This window comes from Sinorhizobium sp. CCBAU 05631 (assembly GCF_002288505.1).
In the GTDB taxonomy this organism is placed as follows: Bacteria; Pseudomonadota; Alphaproteobacteria; order Rhizobiales; family Rhizobiaceae; genus Sinorhizobium; species Sinorhizobium fredii_C.
The window spans coordinates 3,344,233-3,357,761 of the sequence record NZ_CP023063.1 but is presented as its reverse complement, the minus strand read 5'-3'; the positions used below and the strand labels follow the sequence as shown (position 1 = coordinate 3,357,761).

Genomic DNA, 13,529 nt, shown 5'->3' with positions numbered 1-13,529 from the left:
AGAAACAGATATCTGATCAACGGAACAAAAATCATGGCAACAGAAATCCGCGTTCCTACCCTCGGCGAATCCGTCAGCGAAGCGACCGTCGGTACCTGGTTCAAGAAGGTCGGCGATGCGATCAAGGCCGACGAGCCAATCCTTGAGCTCGAGACCGACAAGGTGACGATCGAAGTGCCGGCGCCGGCCGCCGGCACGCTCAGCGAGATCGTCGCCCAGGCGGGTGAGACCGTCGGCCTCGGCGCGTTGCTCGGCCAGATCGCCGAAGGCGCCGGTGCCGCCGCTGCCGCCCCCGCCGCCGCTGAGAAGAAGCCGGAACCTGCAGCCGCCGCTGCTGCTCCGGCTGCACAGTCTGCCGCTGCGGTGCCGCAGGCCCAGTCCTCGATGCCGGCTGCTCCGTCGGCCGCCAAGCTCATCGCGGAGAACAACCTTTCCGCCGACCAGATCGACGGTTCGGGAAAGCGCGGCCAGGTGCTGAAAGGTGATGTGCTCGCTGCCGTCGCAAAAGGAATTTCGGCACCCGCCGCCGAACCGCCCAAGGTCCAGGCGCGTGCGCCGGCGCCCGCCGAAGACGCCGTCCGCGAAGAGCGCGTCAAGATGACCCGCCTGCGCCAGACGATCGCCCGGCGTTTGAAGGACGCGCAGAACACGGCAGCTATGCTGACCACCTATAACGAGGTGGACATGAGCGCCGTCATGAGCCTGCGCAACAAGTACAAGGACATCTTCGAGAAGAAGCACGGCGTGAAGCTCGGCTTCATGGGCTTCTTCACCAAGGCCGTCACCCATGCGCTCAAGGAGCTGCCGGCTGTCAACGCGGAGATCGACGGCACCGACATCATCTACAAGAACTACTGCCATATCGGCGTTGCCGTCGGCACCGACAAGGGCCTGGTGGTCCCGATCGTGCGCGATGCCGACCAGATGTCGATCGCCGAGATCGAGAAGGACATCGGCCGTCTCGGCAAGGCGGCACGCGACGGAACGCTGTCGATGGCCGACATGCAGGGTGGTACCTTCACCATCTCCAATGGCGGCGTCTACGGTTCGCTGATGTCCTCGCCGATCCTCAACGCGCCGCAGTCGGGAATCCTGGGCATGCACAAGATCCAGGACCGGCCGGTGGCGATCGGCGGCCAGGTCGTCATCCGCCCGATGATGTATCTGGCGCTCTCCTACGACCACCGCATCGTCGACGGCAAGGAAGCCGTGACCTTCCTGGTGCGCGTCAAGGAAAGCCTTGAGGATCCGGAGCGCCTGGTGCTCGACCTCTAATGAAAGCGGGGGCGCGAGCCCCCGTTTCCTTCTCGCCGCGCGCAGCCGTCGACGCGGCCGCTCGACAGCGATGAGGCAGGGGGCTAGGCTCCAGCAAAGCACGCTATGCGCGCATTCAGGCTCGCCCGGCTCCATCCTGAACTTCAACGACCGGTGACAATCATGAGCGCTTACCTGATCGAACTTGCTTCGCTGATGGCGATCTTTGTCTTTGCCATCGTATCGCCCGGCGCCGATCTTGCCATGGTGATCCGCCAGTCACTGGTCAACGGACGCCGGGCAGCGATCATCACCTCCTTCGGCATCGGCGCGTCGCTGATGTTTCATATCAGCTACACCGTACTCGGCCTGGGGCTGATCATTTCGCAATCGATCTATATCTTCAATATCGTCAAATGGTGCGGCGTCGCTTACCTGATCTATGTCGGCGTCAAGGCGCTTCGGGCCGGGCAGACCGAGATCGACGCGGAGCCGGGCGAGGATGCCGGAGCGCGCAGGGGCCAGTCGGCGCTGAAGGCCTTCGGCCTCGGCTGTGCCGCCAATGCGCTCAACCCCAAGGCTGTTTTCTTCTTCCTGTCTATCTTCTCGACGGTCGTCGGCGCGCATACGCCGATGGTCGTGAAATTCGGCTACGGCCTTGTCATGGCGAGCGCTCTAATCCTCTGGTTCGTCGGCGTCAGCCTGTTCATGACAACGCCAAGGATGCGCGCCGCCTTCACACGGGTAAGCAAGTGGATCGACCGGGCAAGCGGCATGGTCTTCATTGCGCTCGGCCTGAAGCTCGCGACCGAAAAGGCTGCCTGAGATGCCCGGCGGGCCAGCCATCTTCGCTTTCGTCGCGCTGGCGCTGGCCGCCCTTCCTGTGCTTGCCGCGGATTGCAAGCAGGCCCGGGCGATCTACGCCGACCCGGCCGGTGGCTATGAACTGCGTTTCGAGCCGGTCGGATCGGAAGCAGCGGTCACCAGCAATCACTTCAAGATCCGCGTCGAGGGCACCGGGCTGACGCTCGACGGCGTCGTCTTGCCCTCGGGCGAACCGGAACGCCCGAACGGCATCGTCATGAACAATTGCCCTACCGGGGACGTGACCGGCGCCGACCTTGCGGCCTGCACCGTCTGGCAGGGTCCGATCTATGCCGTCGACAGCGCCGGCTCGATCGGATTGCTTCAAGCCGAAGACGCGCCGGCGGCGCGGCAGATACTGCTTCCGAATTTCGGCCCGTCGCTACGCCAATCGAGCGCCTGGGGCGAAGGCAAGGCCTCGTCGGACAGTTCCGATATCTTCGACTTCAAGGGATGCGCCGCGTGAGTGGCGACCGCGTCCTTCTCGTCACCGGCGGCAGCCGCGGCATCGGCGCCGCCGTCTGCCTCGCCGCGGCGTCTGAAGGCTGGCGGGTGGCCGTCAACTATGCCTCAAACCGGCTGGCCGCCGAGAATGTCGTGGCAAAAATTGCCGCTGCCGGCGGCTCGGCGGTCGCCGTCCACGGCGATGTCGGTTCCGAGGACGGCATAAAGGCGATCTTTGCGGCGGTCGACGCGGCCTTCGGCCGGCTCGACGGGCTCGTCAACAATGCCGGCATCATCGGCCCGCCGCAGCGGATCGACGAGGTCTCGCCCGAACGGCTGGAGCGGATGTTCCGTGTCAATGTGACCGGCACCATTCGCTGCGCGGCGGAGGCCGTGCTCCGGATGTCGACGCGTCATAGCGGCAAGGGCGGCGCGATCGTCAACCTTTCCTCCGCCGCGGCCGTGCTGGGCGCGCCGGGTCAATATGTCGACTATGCCGCCGCGAAAGGCGCGGTCGACAGCTTCACTATCGGCCTCGCGCGCGAAGTGGCGTCCGAGGGTGTTCGCGTGAACGCGGTCCGCCCCGGCATCATCGATACGGATATCCATGCGTCCGGCGGCCTGCCCGATCGCGCCCGCGACATGGCGCCGTCGATCCCGATGCAGCGTTCCGGCACGGCCGGCGAGGTGGCCGACGCGATTCTCTATCTCCTGTCGGATAAGGCGACTTATGTGACCGGAGCCATTCTCAATGTCAGCGGCGGGCGATGACCGTCCTTTCAACGACGACCCTCCCAGAAGGATTATCAAATGGCTTATGATCTCATCGTTATCGGTAGCGGTCCCGGCGGCTATGTCTGCGCCATCAAGGCGGCGCAACTGGGCATGAAGGTGGCCGTGGTCGAGAAGCGCAGCACCTATGGCGGCACCTGCCTCAATGTCGGCTGCATTCCTTCCAAGGCGCTGCTGCATGCTTCCGAGATGTTCCACCACGCCGCGCATGGCCTCGATGCGCTCGGCGTCGAGGTCGCAAGCCCGAAGCTCAATCTGCAGAAGATGCTCGCCCACAAGGACGCGACCGTTAAGGCGAATGTCGACGGCGTCTCCTTCCTCTTCAAGAAGAACAAGATCGACGGCTTCCAGGGCACCGGGAAGGTACTCGGCCAGGGCAAGGTGTCCGTCACCAACGACAAGGGCGAGGAGCAGGTCCTCGAAGCCAAGAACATCGTCATCGCCACCGGTTCGGACGTTGCCGGCATTCCCGGCGTCGATGTCGCTTTCGACGAGAAGGTGATCATCTCCTCGACCGGCGCTCTCGAACTGGAGAAGGTGCCGACGAGCATGATCGTCGTCGGCGGCGGCGTCATCGGTCTCGAGCTCGGTTCGGTCTGGGCGCGCCTCGGCGCCAAGGTGACCGTTGTCGAGTTCCTCGATACGATCCTCGGCGGCATGGACGGCGAGGTCGCCAAGCAGCTCCAGCGGATGCTGGCGAAGCAGGGTCTCGACATCAAGCTCGGCGCCAAGGTGACCGGCGTGGTGAAGTCGGAAAACGGCGCGAAGGTGACCTTCGAACCGGTCAAGGGCGGCGAGGCGACGACGCTCGACGCGGAGGTGGTGCTGGTCGCGACCGGCCGCAAGCCCTGCACCGAGAACATGGGTCTCGCCAAGGCGGGCGTCGTCCTCGACTCGCGCGGCCGGGTGGAAATCGACAATCACTTCCAGACGAGCATCGCCGGCGTCTACGCCATCGGCGACGTGGTGCGCGGGCCGATGCTCGCCCACAAGGCGGAGGACGAAGGCGTCGCCGTGGCGGAGATCATCGCCGGTCAGGCGGGTCACGTGAACTACGACGTCATTCCGGGCGTCGTCTACACCCAGCCGGAGGTCGCCTCCGTCGGCAAGACCGAGGAGGAACTGAAGGCCGCCGGCGTCGCCTACAAGGTCGGCAAGTTCCCCTTCACCGCCAATGGCCGCGCCCGCGCCATGCTTCAGACGGACGGTTTCGTGAAGATCCTCGCGGACAAGGAGACGGACCGCGTCCTCGGCGGCCATATCATCGGCTTCGGCGCCGGCGAGATGATCCACGAAATCGCCGTGCTGATGGAATTCGGCGGCTCGTCCGAGGACCTCGGCCGCATCTGCCATGCCCATCCGACCATGTCGGAGGCGGTGAAGGAAGCGGCGCTTTCGACCTTCTTCAAGCCGATCCACATGTGATCGGCACCTCTGTGACAATTGGCCCCGGGGCTGCGACAAGCGGCCCGCTCCCTTCGGAGGCCGTCCGAAGCAATCATGAATCCCTCACCGGTTAGCCGGAAAGGACGTGTTCATGAAACCACGCAGCGTTGCCGCCCGCTTGCCCAATGTCTGCCTGCCCGGCGCCGACTGGGCGGACTGCTATGAGCTTCTCCATCTCGGGGAACGCATCACCGCACACGAAGCGGCAAGGCGGGCGCTCGGCAGTGCACCGCGCTGGGTTCGCAAACTTCTGACGCTGCGCAACCGCATCGTTGCGCCGCTTGGTCTCAAGGCCGGAGCCCCTTTCGCAGATGCCAGCCTGATCGGCGCCTTCCCGATCCCCACCGGCAGCGATCGCGAAATCGTCCTCGGCCTCGATGACCGGCATCTGGATTTCCGCATCGCCGTGGAGGTGCGCGACGGTCCGGCAGACAGCCAAGTGATCGGCATCACGACGCTGGTGCGCCGCAGGAACCTGTTCGGTTACTTTTATCTCGCCGCCGTCACGCCCTTTCACAAGGCGATCGTTCCGGCATTGCTCGCGCAGCTGAACGAACCGGCGCAATCGATCCTCAATTGACCGGCGTGACGGTGAAGCCCTGCCGGCGCAGGAGCTCGACCAGCCCTTCCTTGCCGGGCAGATGCAGCGCGCCGACGGCCATGAAGACGTTGCCGCCTTTCAGGATAGGCTTGGCGCGCACCGCCATGACCCTGTTGCGGTCGATGATGATCCGCTGCTCGAAGTCGGCATAGCCGAGATCGCCGGGCGAGAGTTTTTCGGCCACCGAGCGCATCATCGGCAGGATCATGCCGGTGTCGCCGGCAAGGTAGAGGTCGGTCATCGTCGTCAATACGTCGTCGATCGTCTTGCCGAGCGCGAGCGTTTCGATCAGCGCCCGCAGATGCCACTCGACGGGAAGCGAGTCCATCGCGGCGAGCTGCTCAACCAGGCTTTCCAGTCCCTTCAGGCTCTTGCCCTGGCTCACGGCATCCTCGGCGAGCTTCTTGTCGAGGAAGGACGCGCCGGCGGCCTTGCGGGTGAATTCGCAGGCCGGCAGGGCGACGAAGCTGGCGATCATCCAGGGCTTCATCTTGGCGACGAGGGGCAGGGGAATGCCGCGCGCCTTGAGGCCGTTTTCGAGAAGTGCCCGGTCCTTCGGCTCCAGGAAATCGTTGATCGTCCTGTTGCCGGCAAACATGGTGAGGTCGGGATGCATCAGGATGGCGGCGCTCGCCTTTTTCTCGTCGATGATCTCGTCGGATTCGACGACGACGGTTTGCGCCGCGGCATAGGCTTCGGCGCCGCCGGCGGGCATGGCGAGCACACGCGGATCGGTGACGTGCATGGTGCCGAGCAGGAAGGACGGCGCCAGTCCTTGCCCTTCGATCTTCCACAGCAGGCCCTTGCCGTTCGGCACCGCATCGGCCTCGCGGCGTATCGCGGCGAGGCGGGCCGGATCGGATTGTTCGAGACCGGCAAGGATGTTGCTGCCGCCGCAGTCGGCATGTTCCGCGGCTTCGGCTTCCGAGATGGAGAGCAGGGCGACGAGGAGGCTTGCGGCCATCAGCACATGCAGAAGCGCGATCAGCCACAGCAGGGCATCGCTCGCCTTGGCGGCCAAAGTGCGAACCGGTTCTGTGAGCGTCGTCATGAGTATCGGGTCCCCCGGGGATGTGCTTCAAACCCTACGCCGCCTCGGTCACGGGTTCCTTAACGCGCATGGTTAATCGGCGAGCGCGTCGAATCCTAGGCTGAGGAGAAAGCGATCGCAATTTTTGGCTATAGTGCCGTGCGTCCTCCAGGACGCACAAAGGACACTGTAAGTCTTTGAGCCTACGCATCGTACTTTCCGAGAATCGGGTCCGATTTTCGGGCCGAAGCGCTAGGCGCGCGGATGGGCGCGATCGTAGATTTCCAGCAGCCGTGCGGAATCGACGCCGGTATAGACCTGCGTGGTCGACAGGCTGGCATGGCCGAGCAGTTCCTGGATGGTGCGCAGGTCGCCGCCGCCGGCGAGCAGATGAGTCGCGAAGGAATGGCGCAGCGCATGCGGCGTCGCCGAATCGGGCAGGCCGAGGGCCGAGCGCAGCTTCTGCATCTCGCGCTGGATGATCGCCGGCTGCAGCCTGGCCCCCCGGGCGCCGCGAAAGAGCGGCTCTTCGGGGCCGATGTGATAGGGGCAGAGTTTCCGATAGGTCGCGACCGCCTCCATCGCCGCGGCGATCAGTGGGACGATCCGGGTCTTGCCGCCCTTGCCGGTGATGCGCAGCGATAGAGCGCCGGAAAAATCGTCCGGCGTCAGGTCCAGCGCTTCCGAGATGCGCAGGCCGCAGCCGTAGAGGAGCGTCAGAACCGCAGCGTTGCGGGCGGCGATCCACGGCTCCTCGGCGAGCTGCGCCTCCGCCGTCACGACTTTCACGGCATCCCGATCGGTCAAAGGCTTCGGCAGCGACTTCGGCTGTTTCGGCGAGCGCACGGCGCCGGCGCCGGCGGCGTTGGCAAGACCGTTTTTCTCGAGGTAGCGCAGGAATGACCGCAGCCCGGCGAGGCCGCGGCCCAGCGTGCGCGCTCCGGCTCCGGCCTTGCGGCGCTGCGCGAGAAAGCCGCGCAGATCGGCCGGCTTGAGCGTCCGGATGTCTGCGAGCCGCGGCGGCCCGGCGAGATGTCCGGTCAGGAAGGTCAGGAACTGCCGTGTGTCGCGCTCATAGGCTTCGATGGTCTTGTCGGACAGGCGGCGTTCTTCGGCAAGGCTTGCGAGCCAGCGCCGACGCTCCGCCATCACCTCCGGATGGCCGATCACGAGAAGTTCGTTCATTTCGGTCCTGCGATCAAACTCTGCTAATTCCCGGTGCAGAGCATGCCCCCGGGCCCTTATGTTTTTGCTAACGTTCTCTTGGAATTTGTCATTCTTGGATCATATTGAATTGCGATGTTCGGGCAGCAACAGCGGATGGGACCATGGCGAGACGTGATTCGGCGAGCGCGCTGGCGCATTTTGCAGAGGCAGTTGCGCTGGTCTCGCAGGGGCGCCCCGGCCACATCGTCGACACGCTGATCGCCGAGCGCGGCCAGAAGATCGTTCGCCATCCGTTGTGGCCAGTGATGCGGCCCTTTCTCTACACATTGCTCAACTACCGCAAGGCGATCGAGTTCGCCAATGCCGTCGCCAACATGCCGGGCTTTCAGGCTTTCGAGCACCTCAGTTCCTTGCTCGCGCTCGACATCCGCGTCGACAAGGCCGAGCGGATTCCAGCAAAAGGCGGGTTCCTCCTCGTCAGCAACCATCCGACGGGCATCGCCGACGGCATCGCCGTTTTCGATCTCCTGAAGAGCCGCCGCCCGGACATGATGTTCTTCGCCAATCGCGACGCCATTCGCGTCAACCCGCGTTTCGTCGAGATGGTCATTCCGGTGGAGTGGCGCGAAGAGTACAAGTCCAAGCTCAAGGCGCGCGAGACGCTGCAGGTCACCAACCGGGCCATCGAAGAGGGGAAGGCGACGGTGCTCTTTCCCTCCGGCCGCATCGCTTACTGGGCCGAGGGGCGCCTCAACGAACGCCCCTGGAAAAGTTCCGCCGTCGGCTTCGCCCGGAAATACGACCTGCCGATCCTGCCGGTGCATATGAGCGCGCGCAATTCCGGCCTGTTCTACTGGTTCGCCAAATGGTCGACGGAACTGCGCGACATGACGGTCTTCCATGAGCTTCTGAACAAGAAGGGCGACATTTTCGATTTTCGTGTCGGCAATCTTATCCCTCCGGAGGCGCTCGACGGCGATCCGGCAGAGGTCACCCGCGCGCTCGAACGCCACACGGTTTTTGACCTCGCCAGTGACAGGGACGCGATGTTCAACCGCAGCGCGTAGCGATAGGGCCGAAGTTTGGCGGTTTTGCTGAGGCGCGAGGCGGGTTAAATAAACGCCCATGCTGCTGCGCTCGATGTTTGCCGAGAACTATCGCTCGCTTCGGTCGATCCGCATGGATCTGACCGGTGTCAACCTGTTCATCGGCGAGAACGGCGTCGGCAAGTCCAATCTCTACCGCGCACTCCAGCTCGTCCAATCGGCGGTTCGCGGCAAGCTCGCCTACGAGATCGCCAAGGAGGGCGGCATGTCCTCGGCGCTCTGGAGCGGGCCGCGCCGGGCCGGCAGGCCGGTGCGGATCCGCTTCGATACGGAGCTTCTGGATGAGGAGCGGGCGATTACCTTTCGCTACAGGGTCGAGGCAGGGCTGAGGCCGCCGAGCGCGGCGGCCGGTTTTGCCTTCGAGCCGCAGGTCAAGGAGGAAGAGCTCAGCGTCGAGACCGGCAGCCGCCCGGCGATGATGATGAAGCGCTCCGGTCCCGGCATCTTCGTGCGCGGCGAGCGCGGGCGGATGGAGGACTATCCGGAACAGGCGTTGCAGTCGGAGACGGCGATCGCCCTTCTCGGCGACGCCGGCCATTACCCGGAGATCGGCACGTTCCGACGGGCGGTCGATCAATGGCGCTTCTTTCACGGCTTTCGCACCGATCGCGATTCGCCGTTGCGATCGCCGTGCCTGGCCGTGACCGCGCCGATGCTTGACGAGGACGGTGCCAACATGGCTGGCGTTTTCGCCACGCTCCGGCATATTCGACAGGAGACGGTCGACCTCGACCGCGCCGTCGCCGATGCGTTCGGCGGAGCCTTCCTCGACGTCCCCGATCCGGGCCAGTTCGCCGAGTTCTCGCTTGTCTTTCCGGAGTTCCCGCATCGCCCCTTCTCGGCGCGCGAGCTCTCTGATGGGCAGATACGCTTCCTGGCGCTGGCGGCGGCGCTGTTATCCTATCGCCGGCCGCCGCTGATCGCGCTCAACGAGCCGGAGACGAGCCTCCATCCGGACATGCTGCCGGCGCTCGCCGAGATGATCGCCAGCGCTGCGCGCGACAGCCAGATCTGGATCGTCACCCATTCCGAAAGGCTGGCCGAGGCGGTTCAGGAGCGCTGTGGCGCTCGGCCGCGCCGCGTGATCCGCAAGGACAGCGCCACCTGGATCGACGGCATGCGGCTCACCGGCCTGATGGATGATGACGAAGAGGAATGAGGGGCAATCCTGGGAGGCCGAAAGCACGGAGGCCCCGCATCGCTGCGAGGCCTCGTATTCGTCCTATCGGGATCGAAGGATCAGGCGATCCTCTGGCCGGTCTTGGCCCAGTCGGCGAGGAACATTTCCAGGCCCTTGTCTGTCAGCGGATGCTTGACCAGCGCCTTCAGCGTCGCCGGCGGGGCGGTGACGACGTCGGCGCCGATCAGGGCGGCTTCCTTGACGTGGTTGACCGTGCGGATCGAGGCGGCGAGGATTTCCGTCTCGTAGCCGTAATTGTCGAAGATGTGGCGGATCTCGCGAATCAGGTCCATGCCGTCGAAGGCGATGTCGTCGAGGCGGCCGATGAACGGCGAGACGAAGGTGGCGCCGGCCTTGGCGGCGAGCAGCGCCTGGTTGGCCGAGAAGCAGAGGGTGACGTTGGTGTGATGACCGTCCGAAGTCAGTGCCTTGCAGGCCTTCAGGCCGTCGAGCGTCAGCGGCAGCTTGATGCAGATATTGTCGGCGATCTTCGCGAGAGCGCCCGCTTCCTTCATCATGTCGCTATATTCGGTGGCCGTCACTTCGGCCGAAACCGGGCCCTCGACGATCGAGCAGATTTCCTTGGTGACCTCGACGATGTCGCGCCCGGATTTCAGGATCAGCGACGGGTTGGTGGTCACGCCGTCCAGCAGGCCGAGATCGTTCAGTTCCCGGATTTCCTTTACGTCGGCGGTATCAACGAAAAATTTCATGGGACCGTTCCTTTGGCATTCAGCCGTTCGGGCGCCTTTCCGCTTACGGGGAAAACCACGGCGGAAATCGCGCGCGTTGAAACTCGGGTGGAACCGTGACAAACCCTGCTCCTGCAGGGAGGCGGTTCGCTGTGCAGTTTTCTTTAACTGAAAGCGGTGGCAAGGTCACGGCAAAATGACGCTTGATTCAACCGATTTATTCCGCGCTCTTTTCGACCGCCGCGTGGTGCCCGTCCTGGTGCCGATGCCGGCGCCGAGGGCCTATTCCTACGCGGTGCCGGAGGGCATGGCGGTCGAGCCGGGCTCGATCGTGCAGGTGCCGCTCGGACCGCGGCTGGTCGTCGGTGTCGTCTGGGACGGTACGGACGATGGTTCGGTCGATCCGAAGAAGCTCAAGGAGATCGAGAAGGTCTTCGACTGCCCGCCTCTGACGCGCGACATGCGCAGCTTTCTCGACTGGGTGGCGACCTATACGGTCACGCCTCCCGGGCTTGTCGCCCGCATGGCGCTGCGGGTGCCGACCGCCTTCGATCCCGAGCCGATGGTCGAGGCCTTGCGCCTGACCGAGCGGCGGCCCGAACGGATGACCGCCGCTCGCGAGCGCGTCCTTGCGACGGCGACCGACGGCTTCTCCTGGACCCGCTCGGGACTTGCCCACGCGGCCGGCGTCTCTTCCGGTGTGATCGACGGTCTTGCTGCGCAGGGCGTCTTCGAAACGGTGTTCATGCCGCCGCCGCCGGTGGTCGCCGCGCCCGATCCGGATTTCGCCGCGCCGCGGCTCGAGGGACCGCAGAGGCAAGCCGCTGCCGATCTGCTCACGGCCGTCGAGGAAAGAAAGTTCTCGGTGTCGCTGATCGACGGCGTCACCGGCTCCGGCAAGACCGAGGTCTATTTCGAGGCGGTCGCCGCGACGCTGAGGGCCGGCAAGCAGGTGCTGATCCTGCTGCCGGAAATCGCGCTCACCGCAAGCTTCCTGGAGCGTTTCCAGGAGCGTTTCGGCGCCAAGCCGGCGGAATGGCATTCCGACCTCGCCCCCCGCATGCGGGAGAAGGTGTGGCGGCAGGTCACGACCGGCCAGGTGCGCGTCGTCGCAGGCGCCCGCTCGGCGCTGTTCCTGCCCTTCGAGGATCTCGGTCTGATCATCGTCGACGAGGAGCACGACCCGGCCTACAAGCAGGAGGACCGGGTGTTCTACAATGCCCGCGACATGGCGGTGGTGCGCGGGCGGATCAGCGGCTTTCCGGTGGTGCTGGTTTCCGCGACCCCCTCCGTCGAGAGCCGGGTCAATGGCGAGGTCGGACGCTACCGGCCGATCCACCTGCCGACCCGTTTCGGCGATGCGGCGCTGCCGCATCTTGGGGTCGTCGACATGCGTCGTCATCCGCCCGAACGCGGCGGCTTCCTCTCGCCTGTACTCGTCAACCAGATCGGCAAGGCGATCGGCCGCGGCGAGCAGGCGCTCCTGTTCCTGAACCGCCGCGGCTATGCGCCGCTGACCCTCTGCCGTGTCTGCGGCCACCGCTTCCAGTGCCCGGACTGCTCGAGTTGGCTGGTCGAGCACCGCTTCCGCGGCCAGATCCAGTGCCACCATTGCGGCTATTCGGAGCGGACGCCCGAGGCTTGCCCGGAATGCGGCACGCTCGACCACCTGGTCGCCTGCGGCCCGGGGGTGGAGCGCATCGCCGAGGAGGTCGAGCGGCATTTCCCCGATGCCCGCACCATCGTGCTCTCCTCCGACCTGATGGGCGTGAAGCGGCTGAGGCTGGAGCTCGAGGCGATTGCCCGCGGCGAGGCGGATATCGTCATCGGCACGCAGCTCGTCGCGAAGGGGCACAATTTCCCGATGATGACGCTGGTCGGCATCGTCGATGCCGATCTCGGCCTTGCCAATGGCGATCCGCGCGCGGCCGAGCGGACCTTTCAATTGCTGTCGCAGGTGACGGGCCGCGCCGGGCGTACCGGCCTGAAGAGCCTCGGGCTCCTGCAGACCTATCAGCCGCAGCACCCGGTGATGCAGGCGATCGTCTCGGGCGATTCGGACGCCTTCTACGACCGCGAGATCCATGAGCGCGAGCGCGCGGCGCTGCCGCCCTTCGGCCGGCTCGCCTCGATCATCGTCTCGGCGGAAACGCGCAGCGATGCCGAGGGGCATGCGCGGGGCCTGCGCAACGCCGCGCCGCGCGTCGATGGCATCTCCATCCTCGGGCCGGCGGAGGCGCCGCTCGCTCTCATCCGCGGCCGCCATCGGTTCCGGCTGCTCGTCCACGGAAGGCGCAACAGCGACATGCAATCCTTCCTGAAGGCGATGATTGCCGGCGGACCGAAGGAGCGCGGCTCGATCAGCGTCCAGCTCGACGTCGATCCGCAGAGTTTTCTGTGATTGCAGCCAGACCTGCCATGCAGCCGATTCCCATCGCCGCGAACATGCGCTAGACCAAAGTGGCACTGCCGAGAATCGCTTCTCGGCGGAGGCTGTGATGATCTGCCGCGGGGATGGAGATGGAGTTCTATATTCCGACGGAAACCGGGGAATTCCTGGCCTTTTGCGCGGCGGGGGCGGCGATGCTGATCGGCCTCGTCATGCTCTTTGCTCCGCGTCTCGCCTTTCGTGCCGCCGGCATCGGCATCGCCGAGGGCCGGCGCGGCGGATTGGCGGAGGTGCGCTCCACCATGGGCGGCATGCATGTCGGTCTCGGCCTCGGCGCCATCCTGCTCGCCCAGCCGATGGTCTATCTCGCCGTTGGCTCGGCCTTTGCGCTCGCAGCGTTCGGCCGCATATTGTCGATGATGAGCGACAACGGCGCGACGCTTTTCAACTGGGCCGCACTTGTCGTCCAGGCGGCGCTCGCCATCCTGCCGCTCGCCTATGTTTTCGGGTTCATCTGACGAACTCGGGACAGGCGCAAATCCGGGCTCCAGCAATTTACGGCAA

13 protein-coding genes are annotated in these 13,529 nt (G+C 65.1%); 10 read left to right on the top strand and 3 right to left on the bottom strand.

Annotated elements, in window-relative coordinates:
* Positions 1–33 precede the first annotated feature (33 nt).
* The 6 genes from odhB (at position 34) to SS05631_RS16370 (ending at position 5,380) form a co-directional block, all read left to right on the top strand.
* Positions 34–1,275 (top strand): 2-oxoglutarate dehydrogenase complex dihydrolipoyllysine-residue succinyltransferase, encoded by a 1,242-nt coding sequence (gene odhB, locus SS05631_RS16395; protein WP_037417765.1) that lies wholly within the window; start codon positions 34–36, stop codon positions 1,273–1,275.
* A gap of 162 nt (positions 1,276–1,437) precedes the next feature.
* Positions 1,438–2,079, top strand: coding sequence for a LysE family transporter (locus SS05631_RS16390; RefSeq protein ID WP_037418147.1), 642 nt, complete (start codon positions 1,438–1,440; stop codon positions 2,077–2,079).
* Position 2,080: 1 nt separating this feature from the next.
* Positions 2,081–2,584, top strand: a complete 504-nt coding sequence (locus tag SS05631_RS16385; protein WP_037417763.1) for a hypothetical protein — start codon at positions 2,081–2,083, stop codon at positions 2,582–2,584.
* On the top strand, positions 2,581–3,333 hold the full coding sequence (locus tag SS05631_RS16380; RefSeq protein ID WP_037418143.1) for an SDR family oxidoreductase: 753 nt from the start codon (positions 2,581–2,583) through the stop codon (positions 3,331–3,333). Before SS05631_RS16385 ends, SS05631_RS16380 begins: the two co-directional genes overlap by 4 nt.
* Positions 3,334–3,372: 39 nt before the next feature.
* Positions 3,373–4,779, top strand: a complete 1,407-nt coding sequence (lpdA, locus tag SS05631_RS16375; RefSeq protein ID WP_095678016.1) for a dihydrolipoyl dehydrogenase — start codon at positions 3,373–3,375, stop codon at positions 4,777–4,779.
* A 112-nt stretch (positions 4,780–4,891) separates the two neighbouring features.
* Complete coding sequence (locus SS05631_RS16370) at positions 4,892–5,380, top strand: DUF2867 domain-containing protein (protein WP_037417758.1); 489 nt, start codon at positions 4,892–4,894, stop codon at positions 5,378–5,380.
* Here the strand turns inward: SS05631_RS16370 and SS05631_RS16365 are convergent.
* Complete coding sequence (locus SS05631_RS16365) at positions 5,373–6,452, bottom strand: TraB/GumN family protein (protein WP_037417753.1); 1,080 nt, start codon at positions 6,450–6,452, stop codon at positions 5,373–5,375. The two genes, SS05631_RS16370 and SS05631_RS16365, sit on opposite strands and share 8 nt — an antisense overlap.
* 231 nt (positions 6,453–6,683) lie before the next feature.
* Positions 6,684–7,616 carry a tyrosine recombinase XerC gene (locus SS05631_RS16360; RefSeq protein WP_037417750.1) on the bottom strand — a complete coding sequence of 311 codons (933 nt, stop codon included), beginning with the start codon at positions 7,614–7,616 and terminating at the stop codon, positions 6,684–6,686.
* Between the two features lie 143 nt (positions 7,617–7,759).
* Here SS05631_RS16360 and SS05631_RS16355 point away from each other — a divergent pair, with 143 nt between their 5' ends.
* Both SS05631_RS16355 and SS05631_RS16350 read left to right on the top strand, forming a co-directional pair.
* Positions 7,760–8,665 (top strand): GNAT family N-acetyltransferase, encoded by a 906-nt coding sequence (locus SS05631_RS16355; RefSeq protein WP_037417747.1) that lies wholly within the window; start codon positions 7,760–7,762, stop codon positions 8,663–8,665.
* A gap of 58 nt (positions 8,666–8,723) precedes the next feature.
* Positions 8,724–9,863, top strand: coding sequence for an AAA family ATPase (locus tag SS05631_RS16350; RefSeq protein ID WP_037417744.1), 1,140 nt, complete (start codon positions 8,724–8,726; stop codon positions 9,861–9,863).
* 80 nt (positions 9,864–9,943) lie between these two features.
* On the opposite strand, the gene fsa is transcribed toward SS05631_RS16350, so the two are convergent.
* Complete coding sequence (gene fsa / locus SS05631_RS16345) at positions 9,944–10,597, bottom strand: fructose-6-phosphate aldolase (RefSeq protein WP_037417741.1); 654 nt, start codon at positions 10,595–10,597, stop codon at positions 9,944–9,946.
* Positions 10,598–10,772: 175 nt separating this feature from the next.
* Here fsa and SS05631_RS16340 point away from each other — a divergent pair, with 175 nt between their 5' ends.
* Both SS05631_RS16340 and SS05631_RS16335 read left to right on the top strand, forming a co-directional pair.
* Complete coding sequence (locus SS05631_RS16340) at positions 10,773–12,977, top strand: primosomal protein N' (RefSeq protein WP_037417738.1); 2,205 nt, start codon at positions 10,773–10,775, stop codon at positions 12,975–12,977.
* A gap of 119 nt (positions 12,978–13,096) precedes the next feature.
* Entirely contained in the window at positions 13,097–13,483 is a 387-nt protein-coding gene (locus SS05631_RS16335) for a hypothetical protein (RefSeq protein WP_037418140.1), read from the top strand.
* Positions 13,484–13,529: the final 46 nt, after the last annotated feature.

Bases quoted from the DNA above. Each gene is read 5' to 3' on its own strand.
- SS05631_RS16370 (WP_037417758.1), top strand. From the start codon at position 4,892: ATGAAACCACGCAGCGTTGCCGCCCGCTTGCCCAATGTCTGCCTGCCC.
- odhB (WP_037417765.1), top strand. From the start codon at position 34: ATGGCAACAGAAATCCGCGTTCCTACCCTCGGCGAATCCGTCAGCGAA.
- SS05631_RS16335 (WP_037418140.1), top strand. From the start codon at position 13,097: ATGGAGTTCTATATTCCGACGGAAACCGGGGAATTCCTGGCCTTTTGC.
- lpdA (WP_095678016.1), top strand. From the start codon at position 3,373: ATGGCTTATGATCTCATCGTTATCGGTAGCGGTCCCGGCGGCTATGTC.
- SS05631_RS16350 (WP_037417744.1), top strand. From the start codon at position 8,724: ATGCTGCTGCGCTCGATGTTTGCCGAGAACTATCGCTCGCTTCGGTCG.
- SS05631_RS16360 (WP_037417750.1), bottom strand. From the start codon at position 7,616: ATGAACGAACTTCTCGTGATCGGCCATCCGGAGGTGATGGCGGAGCGT.
- SS05631_RS16390 (WP_037418147.1), top strand. From the start codon at position 1,438: ATGAGCGCTTACCTGATCGAACTTGCTTCGCTGATGGCGATCTTTGTC.
- SS05631_RS16355 (WP_037417747.1), top strand. From the start codon at position 7,760: ATGGCGAGACGTGATTCGGCGAGCGCGCTGGCGCATTTTGCAGAGGCA.
- SS05631_RS16385 (WP_037417763.1), top strand. From the start codon at position 2,081: ATGCCCGGCGGGCCAGCCATCTTCGCTTTCGTCGCGCTGGCGCTGGCC.
- fsa (WP_037417741.1), bottom strand. From the start codon at position 10,597: ATGAAATTTTTCGTTGATACCGCCGACGTAAAGGAAATCCGGGAACTG.
- SS05631_RS16365 (WP_037417753.1), bottom strand. From the start codon at position 6,452: ATGACGACGCTCACAGAACCGGTTCGCACTTTGGCCGCCAAGGCGAGC.
- SS05631_RS16340 (WP_037417738.1), top strand. From the start codon at position 10,773: ATGACGCTTGATTCAACCGATTTATTCCGCGCTCTTTTCGACCGCCGC.